This window comes from Domibacillus antri (assembly GCF_001936625.1).
Classification (GTDB): domain Bacteria; phylum Bacillota; class Bacilli; order Bacillales; family Domibacillaceae; genus Domibacillus; species Domibacillus antri.
On sequence record NZ_MSDU01000008.1, the window covers coordinates 207,043 to 226,190 of the forward strand.

Genomic DNA, 19,148 nt, shown 5'->3' on the forward strand with positions numbered 1-19,148 from the left:
CTCCGGGTGCTTTTTTCATGCAAAAAAAAACTGCCCCGGAAGGCAGTTTTTTTTATTCTTCTTTTTTCGCAGAATCCGGATCATAGAAGCGGAGCAAATCGCCATAAATAACACGGTCCGAATAGCTCAATTCAGCTGCTGCTTTATCAATGTAAGGTTCACAGTAACTATTGTCTGTCGGCTGTTCCGTTTCTTTATCCCAGCACTTATTATCCGCATATACATAATCTTCTGTGACAAAGCGGCCGTCACGGAATGCAGCAAAGCTTTCATGATCGTCCGAAAGCAGATCCTGGCCAAACTGAATATCCCCTTTTGTTTCAATACCGAGCAAATGCAGCAATGTAGGACGTACGTCCACCTGCCCGCCGACTGTTGGAATTTCCCGTCCATCTACACCCGGAATATGAATCATAAATGGTACTTTTTGAAGTTCCGCAGAGACAAACGGCGTTACTTCTTTGCCAAGGTATTGAGACATGGCTTCGTTGTGATTTTCAGAAATGCCGTAATGGTCACCGTAAAGCACGATAACAGAATTATCATATAAACCGGATGCTTTTAATTCTTCGACGAAACGCTTCAGCGACTCATCCGTGTAGCGGACCGTCACAAAATAACGATTAAGTGTGCCGCTGTTTGAATTAAACTCATCAATCATTTGATCCTCTGCATCATAGTAGAATGGATGATGGTTTGTGAGAGTAATCATTTTAGAGTAAAAAGGCTGCGGCATTTCTTTCATTAAGCCGACAGACTGTTCAAAAAACGGAATGTCTTTCATCCCCCAGTTCACGCTGTTGTCTTCGTTGACATCGTAGTCAGACACTTCATAAAAACGCTCATATCCAAGTGACTTGTACATAATGTCACGGTTCCAGAAGCTCTTATTGTTCGCGTGCATGGCATTCGAATAATAGCCGTTCTCTGCAAGCTTCTCAGCCATCGAATTGAATTCATTTCCAGAGTGAGTGAAGAATACTGCACCGCGGCTTAACGGATAGAGTGAATTCTCCGTTAAAAATTCAGCATCGGACGTTTTCCCCTGCCCTGTCTGGTGATAAAAGTTTGTAAAGTTTAAACTTTCTTTGGCGAAATCATTTAAAAATGGCGTGATTTCCTGACCGTTCACTGTGTTGTTCAGCACGAAAGCCTGTGTGGATTCTACTGATACCATAATTAAGTTTTTACCTTTAGCAACCCCAAACAATTCATCATCCGGCGCTGCATATTTAGCATCGGCAAAGTTTTCGACTTCCGTTAGTTCACTGCCGTCCGCAAGTGCTCTTTGAGCAGATGATTTCGACTGTAAAAAGATATCGTAAATGTGGTAGTTGAATGTACCGATATTTTTAACAAGCATTTCGCGGTCGAATGTTCGTGTTAATAGCTGCGGTCGTTCCACTTCCGCAAGACCAAGGTTTAAAAACATAATAGCCGCGGCGGATAAAAAATAAGCGCGGCGGTTCATTTTTGACATTGGGCGGAATTTCACAAATGACGGCTTAAATTTTAACAGAAGGAATAAAATAATCACATCTGCAAAATATAAAATATCCGTTACACTAAATTCTTCCGTTACACTGTTGCCCAGATCTGCAAAATTGCTTGTTTGAAACAACAGCGGCATCGTAATGAAATCGTTGAAAAAGCGGTAAAACACAACGTTTGCATACAGCAAAAATGTTAAGAGAAAACTGGTTGTAAGCAAATAACGGTTGCGCGCTTTATCACTTTTAAATAAAAAACCGATCCCCATTGCCAGCATAATAAAGCTAAGCGGGTTAATCAGCAAAATAAACTCCTGGAGCGCGTTTTCAATATCCATGTTAAAGCTTGTTTTATAGACGATATATGTTTTCATCCATAAGAACAAAACAGCCACAGCAATGAGTGAGATGTTGCTGCGAATTGTTCTTTTCATCTTTCTAACCTCCTCGTTACATCTGTAACACTGTTACGGGGTCGAACGGATCTTTCAACCTTTGTAAATTGCCTTCCACAATCTTAATACTTTTTTTACAAAAAATCAAACAGCACGAAATTGAAAATCTTTATAATGTATTCTTGACCCTTGCACATGTTATTCATACGCATTGATTCTTAAATAGTTTCAAAAAAAAATCCAGTCCCTTTTTAACGGAACTGGATTTTTGATTAAACTGTCATCACTTTTGCAAGATACGCTGCGCCAATCACGCCCGCATCGTTGCCGAGTTTTGCTTTTTCGATGGAAAGCACATCCATCGCCCGCGGGAACGTAAATTGGCGTACATACTGTTCAAGCGGTGCAAGAAGAACATCGCCTGCTTCTGATACACCGCCGCCAACAACCACTTTTGCCGGGTTCAGTGTGTTTGCGATATTACCGATTGCAAGCCCGAGATAAAACGCACACCGGTCGATGACACGTTTGGCCGCCGCATCACCCTCTGCAGCCCGTTCAAACACAGTACGCGCATCCGGAGCATCTTTTCCTTCCGCTTTGTAAAGATTGACGATTCCTGTCGCCGATGCAACTGTTTCCAAGCATCCTTTTTTGCCGCAGTTGCACAAAAAGCCATTTTCCGGCACGACTGTAATGTGGCCGATTTCTCCTGCCGCTCCATTAACACCGGTAATAATCATGCCTTTTGATACAACACCTCCGCCTACGCCTGTCCCAAGAGTCACACATACAACATCACCGGCGCCGTTTCCTGCACCGCGCCACATTTCTCCTAGTGCCGCACAGTTGGCATCATTTTCAATAAATACAGGCAGTTCAAGCGCTTCTTCCAGCAATTTTTTCAACGGATAGCCATTTTCCCAGCCAATATTCACCGCTCCTGAAATAGTACCTTCAACCGGATCAGCAGGCCCGGGCGCCCCAACACCGACCGCTATTACATCCGCGGCTGTTACTCCGTCCTGTTCAAGCTCCTCGTTAAATGAACGGGCAATATGAGACACAATGTTCAGGCCGCCCTCTGACCGATCGGTTGGAATCGACCATTTGCGAATAATGTCGCCTTCTGTTGTTAAAAAGGCCATTTTAATCGATGTTCCGCCAATATCACAAGCCCCAAGTCGTTTTTCTCCCATCATCAACTCTCCTGTTCCTTCTCTTTTTCAATCGCCATTTGCTGTCGCAAAAGCAGCAGCGCCATTTGATATTCCTGTGTTTCAACAAGCTGTGACTGGTACAGCTCTTTCAACTCCACTTCCATCAGCTGCAGATCCGCAACGCGGTTTCCGATATACACAAAAACACCATATCGTTTTAACAGCTGCTGAACATCATAAATCGTTCTCATTTCGTTCACCCGACCCATTAATCAAGTTTGTTCGCCAGTTCCTGGTACTGCGTCTCATCCGGTGCGTACGTAAGCGCTTCTCCTACTGATTTCCTTGCTTCTTCCAACTGCCCGTTTTCAACATAAATGAGCGCCAGGTTATAATGCGCTTCATGAAAATTGGCCCGTTCCTCGATGGCCTGCTTTAAATGCTGTTCCGCTTCCTCAAGACGGCCGTCGCCCATTTCAATATAGGAAAGATAGAAAAACGTTTCAGCAGAAGGTGTGCCGCCGTCTTCTATAAAAGCGCCCAGTATGTCTTCCGCTTCATCATCATTTCCGGCATTAATTTCTTCCTGAACACGTAAGTTGACTGCATTTGCATCAATGGCCGCATAGCCGCTTTGAAAACCAATAAAGAGGCCTGCTGCGACTGCTGCCGCCGCCGCTGCAGCAAATGCCATTTGTTGTAATATGCGCCGTTTTTTAGGGAAATGAACGACACCTGTCGCCAGAAAGCCGCCGATCAATCCGCCAATATGCCCTGCATTATCAATCCCGGGAACCGAAAAACCGAATAGAAGGTTAATCCCAATGACAACAAGGACGTTCATGCCCATTGTCCGGAAAAACAGTTTCGGTTTGGTGACACCGAAATAAAGAAGCGCACCAAATAGCCCAAAAATGGCTCCGCTCGCCCCGGCCGACAAATTTGGTGTAAGTAAAAAACTAAGCAGACTGCCAGTGAGCCCCGAAAACAAATAGATCCACAAAAAGCGAAGACGGCCATATATTTGTTCCACCGCTGTACCGAGATAATAGAGAGCAAGCGAGTTCATGATGAGATGCAGCAATCCGATGTGTAAAAACATTGGTGTGATGAATCGCCACCATTCTCCTTCTAAAATAAGCGGATTAAATTTTGCTCCGAATTCAATTAACACAGCCGTATTGGTACTGCCGCCTGCAAGTGTCATCATGATAAACAGAATGATGTTAACCGCCGTAAAGATATACGTAAAAAATGGTTTTCCATAATGAAAAAAGCGTTGTTCCTCTTCTTTTCGCTTTACTTCATGGGATAAAACGGCTCTTTCGTATGCTGCAGCTTCATCTTCTGCTCCGTCAAAGTCACGGCGTTCGGGTACAGGAGGCAAAATGGATTCAAGCCTTCTTAACGATTCATCCAGATCATTTTTTGTAAAAAGCAATGTGGCCGCTTTCGTTCTCCCCTTCTTTGGGGAAAGAACTGGTTTTAAAAAGCGATCATAATCATCAACAGGCGGGTAAGGAGAGACAACAATATTCAACAAAGACAGTTTTCTCGCACCCATTTTTTTGCGTATTTGCTCACCATTCCACAGGAGACGTTCTACATCACGCCCAAGCCCTGCTGCCCAGCCGAGATTTTGGTTCGTCAGCCGAACAATGGATGCCTCTTTATTTGACCGATTTTCAAGCCACATTTCCTGTCGATCCTGGCTTAAGCGTGCAATGGTGTACTCTTGTTCAACAACGAAAAAAAACGCCAGCCGCCAGAAAATAACATCTGTTTGTACATTCATTTCATCACTACTTTCGTACATCCTGTTGTTCTCACTATAGCGGAACACACTCAGCCGGTAAAGTGCGAAGAATTATTTCGCGCAATTTATAACACCCATTTCAGTCACAATTTTCTGAACAGGCACATCATGCGGCTCAACCGGAACTTCATGACAAAGCTGAAATGAGAAAGCAAGCGATATAGTGGTACCCCTAAATGCCGTTAAAAAACGATCATAATACCCCCCGCCAAATCCGATCCTGTAGCCATTTTCATCAAACAATAATCCAGGTACCAATACAAAATTAATCAAATTAGGCGAAATGAATGCAGTCATGTGAGGAGATGGCTCGTATAAGCCGGCGTATACTTTTTCAAGCTCACGAAAATCGGAAAGGATATAAAAATGCATTTCTTTCGTTTCAGGGGCACATTTCGGCACACATACTTTTTTCCCGCTCAGCCACGCGTAGCGAATAATCGACCATGTGTCAATCTCGTACGGTGCTGAAACGGTTACCGCTATAACCTCGGCACGCTGCCACTCCGGAAGCGCATACAATTGTGCTGCAATAAGGTGGCATCGCTGCTCATATTCCGTTTTTTCAAGTGCAGACAGCTGTTCTTTTATCTGCAATCGCATTTGCTTTTTTTTCATCATTTCCTCCATACAAAAAAACAGCAGGAGAGTCTCCTGCTGTTTACTTCGTTTCGCGGTGCACTGTCACTTTTTTCAATCGCGGGCTGTATTTTTTCAACTCGAGACGATCCGGGTTGTTACGTTTGTTTTTAGTTGTGATATAGTTGCGATCACCGCTCTCAGTGCAAGCTAATGTAATATTTACACGCATAGTTCATTTCCCTCCAAACTTGTCTCGCTTATTCTGTTCATTGCGACTTTTCTATAATAGCACCTTTTCATCTAAAATGCCAGTCTGTTTTTTTAAGATTGATGAATAAGAATCAGCCAGTGCTGCCGGCAATATTTTTTCGTGTAAAAGTGGTGCTGAAAAGGTTTTAGACAGCGGATAAAATTGCTTCAGAAGGCTGATTCCCGGTATCCCCCGTTTCAGCCTTTTTTCGGCTAATGTATATTGACGAATCGTCCCAATATCCTGCCAGTATGCATTCGTTTCATACACAAAAACAGGTTCACCATTAGCCAGTAAGGCAGGGAAAACATCTTTTGCAAAATCAACTTCTCCTCTGAACGCATAGTCCGAAAAAAGAGACGATTCAATTAAATAGATACCGGTGCTCACCTGATTCGTCAACAGACGGGGTTCATCAGGCTTTTCCAAAATAGATAAAAGACGGCTTTCCCTGTCCGCCAGGCAAACGCCAAATTGTTCCGGGCTTTCTGACGGAGCCGTGACGATGGTGACGCGCGCTTTTTTTGCCTGATGAAAAGCATAAACATCCCGAAGCGGCACGTTTGTTAAAGCATCGCCGCTTAAGACAGCAATTGTTTCTTCAAATAATTCATTTGATGCGAAAAGACTCCCTGCTGTCCCGAGCGGTGTAATCTCTTCGATGTATTGAATGTCCATCCCGGCTTCTTTTCCCGTTCCTGCGTACTGTTTAATAATTTCTTTTTTGTAGCACACCGTCATAAATATGCGGCGAATTCCATTCACTTTAAATACGTTTAAATTATAATCGAGCAGCGGTCTGTTCAACAATGGCACCAGCGGCTTTGGAATATGGTCTGTCATCGGCCGGAGACGTTTCCCTCTTCCTCCTGCAAGCAATACTCCTATCATGTTCGAACACCTTCCATTTTTTTGATGAAAACGGTTTGATCGTACACTTTTTCTGTCTGCTCACTGATGTGTTTCCAGCTATAAAGTTCTTTCGCCATTTCGTGTCCATTGGCACCTAATTGTTTTGCAAGTTCAGGACGATCTAAAATGGTCCTGATTTTTGTGGACAAATCACCAGGGTTTCCCGGCTCAAATAAAAGCCCTGTCTGCGCGTGAAGCACAAACGACTTCAATCCGCCCGTTGCAGAAGCGATGACTGGTTTACGAAACGCCATTGCTTCCAAAGCTACAATACCGAACGGTTCGTAAAGACTCGGAAATACAGCTGCTTCACATGTTTGAAATAACGCTTTTCTCTCGTCATCACTTACATAACCGACAAAATGAATAATATCCTCGTAACCGCGTTTCTTCACTTCTCTTCGCCACTCTTCCAAAAGCGGACCCTTACCGGCAATAATAAACTGAATATTTCTTTTTTTCAAGTTTTTTATATCAATGTCAAAAAAAGTTTGAAAACCTTTTTCATACACCATCCGCCCAATAGAAAATATAAAGGGACGCATTTGATGAAAACGGCCTTCTGTCGTTACATGTTCCTCAAATTCGACACCGTTTGGAATAACATAAATATCTTTATCGCGGGCTTCATAAAAAACACGAAGTTCTTCTTTCATCGGCTGGCTGCACACGATTACTGTGTTGGATGCGGAAATTAATTTCTTTTCTTTTGCGGCAATCGACGACTGAAGTTCATTGTGAATTCCATTATTACGGCCGTATTCTGTAGCATGAATGGTTGACACAATCGGGAGCTGATGATTCTCCGCTAAAAGAACGGCTGCGTCGCCGGTCAGCCAGTCATGTGTATGAATGACGGAAATGTCATAGTTCCGTATTAATTCCTCGCCTTTTTGGAATAAACACATATTCAAATCAGCCACACGGCGCATGAAATCGTACTCGCTTTCATGCAAAGGCCCCGAGCGGTATATGTGAACGCCATTTACACACTCGTATTCAGGAGCACCCCGGCAAGCAGATGTGAGCACAATCACTTCACGTCCTGATTCAACCAAAGCTTCCGCGAGTCCATGCACGTGTCTTGCCATGCCGCCTATAATATTCGGTGGATACTCCCATGTCAGCATGACAACAGCGCCATCCATTTCATCGAGCTCTTCATGTAATAACGTCGGAATAAGTTCAACACCGTAATGAAGCCTCATTCTTTGATGCGCATAATCAAAATCAGGAAATTTTTTCAAGGCCCCATCCAGCAAATACCGGAGCGAGTCTACTGCACTCTCCAATTCCTCCTCTAAATTGTGTAAGCAAGCGTATAAACAAAAAGCCCATTCAAGATCGAGTACACCGCCCGCTTCGCACATTTGAAAGGCCGTCCTGTCATCCCATTCATGTTTTAATTGAAAAATCGTTTCACAGCGGTTCAGCTCTTCTGCTGTCAGTAACGCCCTTCCTTCATTCATACGTTCATATATGAGTGGAATATGAATGATTCGTTCATCATTTTGACTAATTGATCCATGAAAATGCAAAAAATCAACTTGTTCATAAAAAGAATAGGCATTTTCTTCCATTAGCCGAATGACTGGTGGAGTAGATCGATTGTGATCCGTTTCTATTTGTCCATATTCATAAGGTAAAATCGATAAACCATGAGGTGATATCCAATGAAATGTATCCCGTTCATTCGCCGGGAACGCTTCGCCCGGCAAGAAAACAAATCGGCAGCCTTCCCTCTGAAGCAGCTCATCAATACCGGGCATATAGGCACCGCGCGGAAGCCATATAGAAGGCGGCGCTTCACCAAAAATATCTTTCCATATCTTAACTGTCCGTTTAATATCTTCCGCTGCGGCATTCTTTACAGGATAAGAAGTAAGTGGAAACTGACTGAGCGCAACCGGAATGAGCAGAAGTTTCTTTTCCGTTATTAATGACCGGCAGGCATCGATAAAAGAACCACTACATTCATTTAAAAAGGCTGCAGCTGCATGATTAGGCTGGTTCTCTACAAACGACTGAACGGCCATCTTTCCCCTTACCCCATTCAACCAACCTAGTGTAAATAAATTGACAGCGGCCGCAATCGGTTTTTCTGCTGTCGATTTTTTAGCGGACGCAATGATATAGCCGTAAACATCCATAATTTTTGTTATTTCTTTACTGCTCATACTTGAACCGGCAAGAACGAGAGGCCGGAACGGACTATCTGCCAGTACCATTATCGAAAATGGATATTCCATTTTGTAGTAACCTCCAATTCTTTTTCGTTCATACTTCATTAATGGCAGTCAGGATGTTCAATCCAGCACGGAGGCCGGAACGGATTGTGATAAAACTGTTTCGCTTCGCGGAGTCTGTGAATATAATCTCCGCTGCTCTGGTAAGGTGTATGAATAGGATGAGATTGCACGATCGGAAAAAACAAATAATCTTCCGTTAAAAACCCAAGCTCACAAATGTACGAACGATTGCACTTCAGTCCTTTTATCGTCCAGAATTGATCGTCCTTACTTACTTTTATACAAGTAACGGAGTGAGCATTCACACCATTATAATAAATATCGGTAATATCAAAAATACGTAAATCCATAATGGCCGGATTTAACGGCTTTTCACATCGGACCGCTGCCTCTAGAATTGAAGGGTGAATTCGCCACCGGCAATACAAACGGTCTGCTGATAAAAAAACCGCATTCAAATCATTTTGCCAACGTATGCCGTCTTGTTGTCTCGTATACTTACGCCATTTGCTTTTTATATTATCAAGCGGCAGGTCCAATTGGTCTGAAATCTGATCCCATGAAAAATTACGTTTTTTTAGTTGAACGATTTCTTCAATCAATCTGAATCACCCCAGTCCAGCATTTTTTCCCTAATTTGTTTATATTTCTATCGTATCATTTTCGAATCCGTGCGGCAATGGACAGCATCTATCTCTTTATTCTGCTAAAATGTGGTATAATGAATGGACTAGTATCAAGGAGGGAAACATGTATGAACGGACTGATCATCGGACTTGCCGCTTCAGGTGCTGCTTTTATTTTTCTGTCCTTTTTTATAAAAGACAAGCAACGGCAGCTCCAGAAAGACCTGGAAGAACTGTCCATGCAAATGCTTCAAGAACATTATCAAATAAATAAAAAATTAAAAATTATAGAAGAAGAGCTGTTAATAAGCGATGTGCCTTCTCCGGCGTCAGCACCTGCAGCCTCCGTCAATCAAATTATACAAAGTCAGGTAATCGCTCTTTTCAATCAAGGGATTGATCTGCAGCAAATTGCCGGACAATCTTCTTTATCAGTAGAACAAGTAAAGAAAATCCTAGCAATGAATCAGTCCAGCCGAAGGGACGCGGGAGTATGATGAAGCAATCAATCCGTGCTTTTGGCCTTGGTCTCCTTGCTTCTGCAGCCGCTCTTTCCTTTTTTGATAACATTTCTAAAGAAGAGACAATGACAAATGAAGAAATGATCAGGTTACTCGAAGAACAAAACTATACGGTACTAACAGACGATGAAATGAACGAACAGCCAGCCATACCTGAATCAAAAGAACCAGCAACACCAGCCGAAGAAGAAAATATTGAGCCGGTCGAATCTGTTACTGGCAAGAAAGAAATGACCATTACCATTGCATCTGGAATGTCCTCTGCCGATATTGTAAAGGCGCTGGAAAATGCCGGTGTGATAGAAGATGCGCAATCTTTTAATGCATATTTGAAAGAAAATAAATATGCATCAAAGCTGCAAATCGGCACCTTCACGTTTTCACCAAATATGTCGAATGAGGAAATTGTATCAATTTTAATAAAATAAAAAGCCGGCGTTGCCATGGGACTGACCCCATAGCGCCGGCTTTTTCTTATCCGAATCGTCCTGATATATAATCGTCTGTACGACTGTCGGCAGGATTATTAAAGATGGTTTCTGTCGAATCAAACTCCACGACTTCCCCATTTAAGAAGAAAGCTGTTTTATTTGAAATACGAGCTGCCTGCTGCATGTTATGCGTCACAATAATGATTGAATACTGTTCTTTCAACTCTTGAATCAACTCTTCAATTTTAAGTGTGGACACCGGGTCAAGAGCAGACGTAGGTTCATCCATTAAAATGACATCCGGTTCAAGCGCGAGACAGCGGGCGATGCAAAGACGCTGCTGTTGCCCGCCTGACAGTCCGTATGCCGGCTCATGAATCCGATCTTTAACTTCATCCCAGAGAGCAGCTCCGCGCAAACTTTTTTCAACTGTTTCATTAATAATTTGCTTATTTTTAATACCATGAATTTTCAAACCGAATGCAATATTTTCATAAATCGATTTTGGAAATGGATTCGGCTTTTGGAAAACCATGCCGACACGGGTCCGCAACTCTTCCACAAGAAATTCTTTACTGAAAATGTCACGGCCTCGGTACTCAATACTTCCGTTTGTTTTTACACCAGGTACAAGATCAATCATGCGGTTTAAAGTTTTAATATAAGTGGACTTCCCACAGCCCGATGGACCGATAATAGCTGTCACATCTTTTTCTTTAATGTCCAAATTAATGTTTTTCAGCGCATGATGATCGCCATACCATAAATTCAAGTTTTTTGTATTATAAACAAGCACTTCTTCTGTCTGTGTTGTTTGATTATTTTTCATTGTCTTTACTGCTGTTAACGCCATTTCAAGTCCCCTCCAAATGTAAAATCATTTTTCCTCAAAACAAAACGAATTATCTGCTCTGGTAACGATTACGAATCCATACCGCAACGGAGTTCATGACGATCAGCACACCGAGAAGAATGATGATTCCCGCTGCTGCAAGGTTATGGAACTCAATCTGCGGACGACTGGTCCAGTTGTAAATCTGCATCGGCAAGGCAGTAAAAGAATCAAATACATCAGATGGCAGAAAAGCAACAAATGTTGGTATCCCTATCACGATCAGTGGTGCAGTTTCACCGATGGCACGTGAGAAAGCCAAAATGCTTCCTGTCGCGATGCCTGGGATGGCATATGGAAGAACAACCCGGAAGATCGTCTGCCATTTTGTTGCACCAAGGCCATAAGAAGCTTCTTTTAATTCGCTGGGAACGGCACGTATGGCTTCCTGGGATGCCACGATGACAACCGGCAGCACGAGCAGGGCCATTGTAAATCCGGCTGCCAAAACGCTGTTGCCGAAGCCAAATAAACGGACAAAAATCGTTAAACCAAGTAAACCGAATACGACAGAAGGAACACCAGCCAAATTTGAAATATTCATTTGAATCCAGCGGGTTATGGCGTTCTTTTTTGCATATTCTTCCAGATAAATCGCTGTACCGACACCGAGAATCGCAGCCGTAGGAATGACAACGGACATCATCCATACTGTTCCGATGACAGCTGCTTTAATCCCCGCTTGTTCAGGCCGGCGTGAAGCGAAGTTTTGAAGGAAGTCCCAAGATAAATAAGGAGCACCTTGAGTTAGAATGCGGACAAGCAGCACAATTAGAATAATCGATGTGAAAACTGTCGCAGCAAAAAAGATGCTTTTGACAACTTTATTTTTTACCAGCCGGCTATCAATCCGGCCGATCATTTCTTCAGATTTAATACGTTCTATCTTCTCCATCAGTATTCCTCCCTAAAGCGCTTCGAGATGAACTGAGCCAGCACGTTCATCGACAATGTAAAGATGAACAATGTAAAACCGACAGCATAAATACTGTAATAAATCGTCGTTCCAAAGCCGGCGTCACCTGTTGTGACCTGTACAATGTACGATGTCATCGTTTGTAAAGATGACGTTAATTCAAGTGCGGCAGACGGTGTAGAACCTGCTGCAATGGACACGATCATGGTTTCACCGATGGCACGTGATACCCCGAGGACAATCGAAGCAAGAATACCTGATAGAGCAGCCGGGAAAATGACTTTTGATGCTGTTTCCCATTTTGTAGCACCCATTGCAAGAGCACCATGACGCACCGGCTCCGGCACGGATGACAATGCATCTTCCGATAAAGAAACGATGGTTGGGATAATCATGATTCCTACAACAATTCCCGGGCTGATCGCGTTAAACAATTCAATTGACGGGAACAAGTCGCGCAAAACAGGTGTAACAAATGTAAGAGCAAAAAAACCGTATACGATTGTCGGCACACCAGCAAGCACTTCAAGAATCGGCTTCATCACTTTGCGTGTGCGGCGGCTGGCATATTCACTCAAATAAAGTGCTACTGCAAGGCCGATTGGCACAGCAAAAGCGGATGCGATCAATGTGATTTTCAGTGTACCAAGGACCAGCGGCCAAATGCCATAAACAGCTTCTGTTTCAGAGAATGGATACCATTCTGCCGCTGTGAAAAACTCGACAATTGATACCTCACCAAAAAAGATTATTGTTTCAAAAATCAATGTTAACACAATACCTAATGTAGTTAATACGGATACCGCCGCCATAAAAAAGAGAACGATCGGTATTATTCTTTCACTTCTGTTCAAAAAGCCGCCATTATATTTTTTTTCAAGCAGCTGTTGAACCGGACTGAGTTCTTTTTTTGTCGTTTTCAACCCGAATTACTCCTTTCAACCCGAGTACACCAAAAAGAAGCCTCTGCTTCTTTTTGGTGTACGTCATGTTCTTTATCCGCTTTTATATTTACTGTAAAATTTATTTCAAACCTTCAAGTGTTACCAATTGTTCATCATATTTTTCTTGTGGAAGAGATACATATCCAACATCTTCAGAAAGAACGGATGCATTTTCCAGCATGAATTGAACAAATCCTGCAGTTGCTTCATCCTCCGCAATCGCCGCGTTGCTTACATATGTGAAAAGCGGACGTGAAAGTGGCTCGTATTCACCGCTTTCAATTGTTTCAGCATTTGGCTCGACTGCCTTACCCTCTTCATTTACGATCGGAACCACTTTGATGTTGTCTTTGTTTTCCAAATAATATGCATAACCGAAGTAGCCGATAGCGTTTTTCTCCCCGGTTACACCTTGAACAAGCACATTGTCATCTTCAGAAAGAGTTGCACCTTTGTTAATTTGGGCGCCATCTAAAATCACTTCATCGAAGTAATCAAAAGTTCCTGAATCTGTACCAGGAGAATAGAATTTAATTTCTTCTTCCGGCCATCCCTCACGGATGTCAGACCATTTCACGGCAGTACCGTTATCAACCCACATCTTTTTCAATTCATCCACTGTTAATTGGTCCACCCAGTCATTGTCTTTATTTACAACAACGGATAAACCATCATATGCAAGTTGGAATTCTGTAAATTCAACTCCCGCTTCTTTAAGAGCAGCTGCTTCTTCCTCTTTAATCGGGCGAGAAGCGTTACTCATTTGCGTTTCACCGGCGATAAATTTTTCAAAACCGCCGCCAGTTCCAGATAATCCAACTGTTACTTGTACATCAGGCTGTTCCATCATAAATTCTTCAGAAACAGCTTCCATGATCGGGAAGACTGTTGATGAACCATCAATTGCGATTTGTCCTTGAAGCTGCGCGTCTCCTGATTCTGCTTGCTCTGTATTTTCCCCCGTGTCGGATTGCGCATCGTTCCCACAAGCTCCAAGCACAAGCGCCGATCCAAGCAATGCTGATAAAGTAAGGACTTTCACTGGTTTCATTTTCTTCATTTCCCCCTGCAATTTTGTTTTTTGGTTATTTGCTACACTGAATACAATAAAGGAACAGTATTAATACGGTTTTAATGAAATGTTAAGGTTTTGTAAAAACCAAAAAAGACGTCCTTCATAAAAGAACGTCTTTTTCATTATGATTCCGTTTCTGTTTCTTTTTTATTCAAAATTTCCTGCTCAACAATAGCGTCTGCCGGTTTTTCTTTCGCTTTTTGTGCTTTCAATTCAAAGTACTTGTCCATTGCCCGGCGTCCGATATTATGATTGATCGGAATGGAGTTTGCACTGCTTTGATATGCCCATGGAACCACAACGGCCATTGCGACCTCGGGATTGTCATAGGGAGCATAGCCGACCAGCGTTACATTCCACGTCATTTGGTTCTTATAGTTTTCCCTTAATGGCCCATCATAAACACCTTCTGCTGTTCCGGTTTTGGCTGCCATTTTATATGGCGCATCGCCGAAATAGCCGGACGCTGTACCTTGAGAAGCCTGTGCTACGAGACGGAACCCTTCCTGTACACGCTCAATCCAGCCGGGTTCCAGATCCAGTGTATTCAATACTTTCGGCCGAATTTCTTCTGCAACCGGTCCAATTTTATTCGCATCAGACATCGGCTGACGAATTTCCTTTACAATGTGCGGCTCCATCCGGTAGCCGCCATTCGCGATCGTTGACACATACTGTGCGAGCTGAAGAGGTGTATACGTATCAAACTGTCCAATTGAAAAATCGAGCAGTTTACCCGGTTCTCTCGGATCTACTATCCCTTGATAGCCTGCCTGCTCATTTGGCAAATCAATACCTGTTTTCACGCCAAGTCCAAATTGATTAAAATATTTTCGCATCGTACTGAATGCTTCCATGTCAATTCGCAGGCCGCCATTTGGAACATAATTAGCTCCTCCGATTTTCATCGCTGTTTTAAACATGTACACGTTGGATGAACGCATCAACGCATACGTGTCGCTTATGCCAAAGGCGCCTCCGCGGTTAAACCAGGAGCTTTTCGGGCTTGTCCCAGCAAAGCGAAGCGGTTCATCGACAATATATTCCCCCGGTTCATTGACTCCGGTCATATAGCCTGTCAAAATGGTCGCTCCTTTGACAGCAGACCCCATTGCATAAGAAGTTGTCATGTTGCCGAGCGCAAAATCAAGCATCTCTGCTTTGCCGTCATTGATTTCATACTTTTTACCGGCCATTGCTAAAATTTCGCCCGTATTCGGATCCATCATCGTGACAAAAGCACGGTCAAGCAGTGGATGGCCCCCGGAGCGCTTCGCTTTGCCCAACTCTTCTTCAATGATTTTTTCAACAGCAATTTGCAGATCCATATCGACTGTGAGAACAAGGTCATGCCCCCGCTGCCCTTCCGTAATGATTTCCGAGTCAAGCACGTTGCCTGACTTATCCGTTATATTTTTCATTTTTGTTTTCTGGCCGCGTAATACATCTTCATACTGATACTCGAGATAACTTTTTCCAACGCGGTCATTACGGCTGTAATCACGTGCTAAATAATAATCAACCATTTCTTTTGGAAGTCCTTCTTTAGAGGAAGAAATATTGCCGAGTACGGTTTTTAATGTACTGTCAAACGCATACGCGCGTTCCCAGTCCGTTGTCGTATTCACACCTGGAAGCGACGATAAATTTTCACTGACAACCGCATATTCCACATCCGTCACATTTTGATTTTTCACAATTTGCGGTGTCATCGCATACCCGGCTGTAAATTCACGGTAAATAGCCAGGACTTCAAGTTCTTCAGCGGTCAATTCGCTTAAATCTTCTTCTGTAATACGGTCCAGCTGCAAATCGTAAATTTCGTCTTCCGAGAGCTCATCATTTTCATATGCGGCCCATTCCTCATCGGTCACTTTTGCTTTCGCTTTCTCTTCATTTTTACGGATCCAGAAATCTTTTTTATCCCGCTCCGTTACTTGATCCGTTTCTTTTTCAATAAGCTGTGCCAGTTTCTCCGCAGTTTCCATCATCTCATCGGCGTCCGGGCTCTTCGCACGCGTATACGTGATCGCATTTTGCGGCACGTTATCGACCACAATCTGTCCATTCCGGTCAAAAATTTTCCCGCGCGGTACACTTGTATTTACCGTAATATCTTCCGTTCGTTCAATTTTGCGCTGATAATCCTCACCCTGTACGATCTGCACAATCCCAAGACGGAAAATAAGCGCCGAGAACAGCAGAAATACGATAAAAAACAACATATTCATGCGAAATGGGACATGCGTTTTTTTCTTTTTATTTGCTTTTTTCAACCGTCTGATCCTTTCTATGTTTCTTTTTGTCTATCTTTCATTGTAGCGAACCGGCACGTTTTTTTCCACCAAAAAACCGGTCCATTTAGAGGACCGGTTCAAAAGAATCAGCTATTAAAGAGCCGCTTCGTAACGCTTTGACACTTCATCCCAATTGACAACATTCCAGAATGCGGCAATGTAGTCAGGACGGCGGTTTTGATAGTTTAAGTAATACGCATGCTCCCATACGTCAAGACCAAGAATTGGCGTTTTACCTTCCATGATTGGAGAGTCCTGGTTCGGTGTGCTTGAAAGCTCTAGTTCACCGTTCGCAACTGAAAGCCACGCCCAGCCAGAACCGAAACGGGTTGCGCCTGCTTTTGCAAATTCTTCTTTAAATGCATCAAAGCTGCCGAATTTTGAATTGATTGCATCAGCCAATTTTCCAGATGGAGCGCCGCCGCCGTTTGGAGAAAGAAGCTGCCAGAAAAGAGAGTGGTTGGCATGTCCGCCGCCGTTATTACGAACTGCGGTACGTGCAGATTCAGGAACCGCATCAAGGTTTGCAATCACTTCTTCTACTGATTTAGAAAGAAGCTCTTCGTTGCCTTCTAGTGCAGCATTTAAGTTTGTTACGTACGTGTTGTGATGTTTTGTGTGATGAATGTTCATTGTTTCTTTGTCGATGTGAGGCTCAAGTGCGTCATACGCGTAAGGTAGTTGTGGTAGTTCAAATGCCATTGTGAAATTCCTCCCGAAAAATTAAAATTGATATAACTGCTAACATTAATAAGATTAACAAAATTGTGAACATGGCGCAATGATTATGCCCATAAAAAATGAGCAGCCGGCGCCGGCTGCTCACTTTTATAAATCACGAATGCCAAGAACTGTTTCTGCAAGGTTGACCGCATGGTCGCCCATTCTTTCCAGGTTGGAAATAATGTCTACGTACACGATGCCAGCCTGACCCGTACACTTCCCTTCATTTAAGCGTAAAATATGCTGTTTGCGCAATTTCCGCTCCATTTTATCAATCCGGTCCTCCTGCTCCGCAACTTCACGGGCAAGATCCATATCATTTGAATCAAGCGCACGAATCGCTTTTGTCACCGTTTCAATCGTCAGTTTAAACATTTCATCAAGATCCGCCACTGCCTGATCAGTAATAAGCACTTTGTTTGCCTGCTGATATTCGACAAGTTCACAAATGTTTTCCGCATGGTCACCGATCCGTTCAATATCGCGGACCGCATCCATTAAAGTTGTATGACGTTCCGATTCAGCCCATGTCAGCTGTTTAGCACCAACATTGACAAGATAATCGGTAATTTTTTGATCAAGGTTATTAAGTGCTTCCTCTAGCTGACTGGCGGTTATGGCATGTTTTTGATGTTTCGTTTTGAAGTATTCATGTGTTGCTTCCATTTCACTTATCGCATATTGACCCATGCGAATAATTTCTTCTTTTGCCTGGCTGAGCGCAATCGATGAAGACTGCTCAATAAAAATTGGGTCAAGGTACTTCGGCTTATATTTAATGTATAAATCTTCACCTGGAATCAATTTTGTGACAATCATAGCCAGAACTGCAACAAAAGGCAGCTGAATAATAGTATTAGTCACGGTAAATGTACCATGCGCAAAAGCAATGGTCATTTGGGGATTTAAATGCAATGCTTCTTGCAAAAATAAGATAAAGTTTGTATACAGTGGTAATAAGACCAAGAAAATAACCGTTCCAATAATGTTGAATAAAACGTGAGTCGCTGCTGCACGTCTTGCTGCAACAGACGCGCCAATAGAAGCAAGCACGGCTGTTATTGTTGTTCCAATATTATCCCCAAATAAGACAGGCAATGCAGTTGGTAAATCAAGCAGACCTTCTGCAAAAAGCCCCTGCAAAACACCTATTGTCGCACTTGAACTTTGAACGATCATCGTGAATATTGTGCCGACAGCTACGCCAAGGATTGGACTCGACGCCATATTCAACGTTAAATCATGAAACGACTCAAGATTATGAAACGGCTTCATGCCGCTGTCCATTAACTCCAATCCATAGAAAAGAGCACCTAATCCGAAAGTTATCTGTCCCAGATTGTTCACCTTTTTATTTTTAAAAAAAATGATTAACATAGTACCGAGCGCCAATATCGGCAGAGAATAATCGCCTATGTCGATCCCAATAATAAAAGCCGTTACAGTCGTTCCAATATTCGCCCCCATAATAACACCTATGGCCTGCTTAAGAGTCAGAAATCCCGCGCTTACAAGGCCAACTGTAATGACAGTTGTTCCTGAACTGCTTTGAATTAAAACGGTTATAAGAATACCCGCTAAAACACCTAAAAGCGGATTCGTTGTAAACCGGTTTAAAATTTCACGAAGACGATCACCCGCAGACTCCTGAAGACCATCTCCCATTTGTTTAATACCATATAAAAATATCGCTAGACCGCCCAAAAACTGAAACAACGTTTCCTGGATATTGATTACCATCTTTTCAGCTCCAGTCCTCTTCTTCAACAAAATCCTTTACAATTATGAAGAAAAAGTAAGGAATAAGTAAAGTAGCTACACATAATATTTACATTTAGTTAATATAAAGGGGTTAATATTACAAATAGG

Annotated in this window: 18 protein-coding genes; 2 read left to right on the forward strand and 16 right to left on the reverse strand. The window is 42.9% G+C overall.

Features of this window, described 5'->3' with window-relative positions; all coding sequences use genetic code 11:
* Positions 1 to 52: 52 nt before the first annotated feature.
* The 9 genes from BTO30_RS05160 to BTO30_RS05205 form a co-directional block, all read right to left on the reverse strand.
* A complete protein-coding gene (locus BTO30_RS05160) occupies positions 53 to 1,924 on the reverse strand; it encodes an LTA synthase family protein (protein ID WP_075397649.1) in 1,872 nt (623 codons plus the stop codon).
* A gap of 233 nt (positions 1,925 to 2,157) precedes the next feature.
* Positions 2,158 to 3,084 (reverse strand): ROK family glucokinase, encoded by a 927-nt coding sequence (locus BTO30_RS05165; protein WP_075397650.1) that lies wholly within the window; start codon positions 3,082 to 3,084, stop codon positions 2,158 to 2,160.
* Between the two features lie 2 nt (positions 3,085 to 3,086).
* The gene (locus BTO30_RS05170; protein ID WP_075397815.1) at positions 3,087 to 3,296 is read right to left on the reverse strand and encodes a YqgQ family protein; all 210 of its coding nucleotides are present in this window, start codon (positions 3,294 to 3,296) and stop codon (positions 3,087 to 3,089) included.
* Between the two features lie 17 nt (positions 3,297 to 3,313).
* Complete coding sequence (locus BTO30_RS05175; protein WP_245796336.1) at positions 3,314 to 4,861, reverse strand: rhomboid family intramembrane serine protease; 1,548 nt, start codon at positions 4,859 to 4,861, stop codon at positions 3,314 to 3,316.
* A 51-nt stretch (positions 4,862 to 4,912) separates the two neighbouring features.
* Positions 4,913 to 5,479: a 5-formyltetrahydrofolate cyclo-ligase gene (locus BTO30_RS05180; RefSeq protein ID WP_211272821.1), complete on the reverse strand. Its 567-nt coding sequence runs from the start codon at positions 5,477 to 5,479 to the stop codon at positions 4,913 to 4,915.
* Between the two features lie 43 nt (positions 5,480 to 5,522).
* Positions 5,523 to 5,672 (reverse strand): 50S ribosomal protein L33, encoded by a 150-nt coding sequence (gene rpmG / locus BTO30_RS05185; RefSeq protein ID WP_045850975.1) that lies wholly within the window; start codon positions 5,670 to 5,672, stop codon positions 5,523 to 5,525.
* Positions 5,673 to 5,723: 51 nt separating this feature from the next.
* The gene (locus BTO30_RS05190; RefSeq protein WP_075397652.1) at positions 5,724 to 6,584 is read right to left on the reverse strand and encodes a nucleotidyltransferase family protein; all 861 of its coding nucleotides are present in this window, start codon (positions 6,582 to 6,584) and stop codon (positions 5,724 to 5,726) included.
* The gene (locus BTO30_RS16810; RefSeq protein WP_158023567.1) at positions 6,581 to 8,854 is read right to left on the reverse strand and encodes a glycosyltransferase family 4 protein; all 2,274 of its coding nucleotides are present in this window, start codon (positions 8,852 to 8,854) and stop codon (positions 6,581 to 6,583) included. The genes BTO30_RS05190 and BTO30_RS16810 overlap by 4 nt, the downstream gene beginning before the upstream one ends.
* A gap of 38 nt (positions 8,855 to 8,892) precedes the next feature.
* Positions 8,893 to 9,456, reverse strand: a complete 564-nt coding sequence (locus BTO30_RS05205) for a DUF4912 domain-containing protein (RefSeq protein WP_075397653.1) — start codon at positions 9,454 to 9,456, stop codon at positions 8,893 to 8,895.
* 152 nt (positions 9,457 to 9,608) lie between these two features.
* Here BTO30_RS05205 and BTO30_RS05210 point away from each other — a divergent pair, with 152 nt between their 5' ends.
* Together BTO30_RS05210 and BTO30_RS05215 are read left to right on the forward strand one after the other, a co-directional pair.
* Entirely contained in the window at positions 9,609 to 9,977 is a 369-nt protein-coding gene (locus BTO30_RS05210; protein WP_075397654.1) for a hypothetical protein, read from the forward strand.
* A complete protein-coding gene (locus BTO30_RS05215; RefSeq protein ID WP_075397655.1) occupies positions 9,974 to 10,429 on the forward strand; it encodes an endolytic transglycosylase MltG in 456 nt (151 codons plus the stop codon). The genes BTO30_RS05210 and BTO30_RS05215 overlap by 4 nt, the downstream gene beginning before the upstream one ends.
* Before the next feature lie 46 nt (positions 10,430 to 10,475).
* Here the strand turns inward: BTO30_RS05215 and pstB are convergent, their stop codons facing one another.
* The 7 genes from pstB to BTO30_RS05250 all read right to left on the reverse strand — a co-directional run bounded on the left by pstB (position 10,476) and on the right by BTO30_RS05250 (position 19,019).
* Complete coding sequence (gene pstB, locus BTO30_RS05220) at positions 10,476 to 11,285, reverse strand: phosphate ABC transporter ATP-binding protein PstB (protein ID WP_075397656.1); 810 nt, start codon at positions 11,283 to 11,285, stop codon at positions 10,476 to 10,478.
* A 49-nt stretch (positions 11,286 to 11,334) separates the two neighbouring features.
* Positions 11,335 to 12,219, reverse strand: coding sequence for a phosphate ABC transporter permease PstA (gene pstA, locus BTO30_RS05225; RefSeq protein WP_075397657.1), 885 nt, complete (start codon positions 12,217 to 12,219; stop codon positions 11,335 to 11,337).
* Positions 12,219 to 13,163: a phosphate ABC transporter permease subunit PstC gene (gene pstC, locus BTO30_RS05230; RefSeq protein WP_075397658.1), complete on the reverse strand. Its 945-nt coding sequence runs from the start codon at positions 13,161 to 13,163 to the stop codon at positions 12,219 to 12,221. The genes pstA and pstC overlap by 1 nt, the downstream gene beginning before the upstream one ends.
* A 100-nt stretch (positions 13,164 to 13,263) precedes the next feature.
* The gene (locus BTO30_RS05235) at positions 13,264 to 14,235 is read right to left on the reverse strand and encodes a PstS family phosphate ABC transporter substrate-binding protein (RefSeq protein ID WP_075397659.1); all 972 of its coding nucleotides are present in this window, start codon (positions 14,233 to 14,235) and stop codon (positions 13,264 to 13,266) included.
* Positions 14,236 to 14,381: 146 nt separating this feature from the next.
* Positions 14,382 to 16,490, reverse strand: coding sequence for a peptidoglycan D,D-transpeptidase FtsI family protein (locus tag BTO30_RS05240; protein WP_425429444.1), 2,109 nt, complete (start codon positions 16,488 to 16,490; stop codon positions 14,382 to 14,384).
* Positions 16,491 to 16,649: 159 nt separating this feature from the next.
* The gene (locus BTO30_RS05245) at positions 16,650 to 17,258 is read right to left on the reverse strand and encodes a superoxide dismutase (RefSeq protein WP_075397661.1); all 609 of its coding nucleotides are present in this window, start codon (positions 17,256 to 17,258) and stop codon (positions 16,650 to 16,652) included.
* Positions 17,259 to 17,384: 126 nt separating this feature from the next.
* Complete coding sequence (locus BTO30_RS05250) at positions 17,385 to 19,019, reverse strand: Na/Pi cotransporter family protein (RefSeq protein WP_075397662.1); 1,635 nt, start codon at positions 19,017 to 19,019, stop codon at positions 17,385 to 17,387.
* Between the last annotated feature and the right edge of the window lie 129 nt (positions 19,020 to 19,148).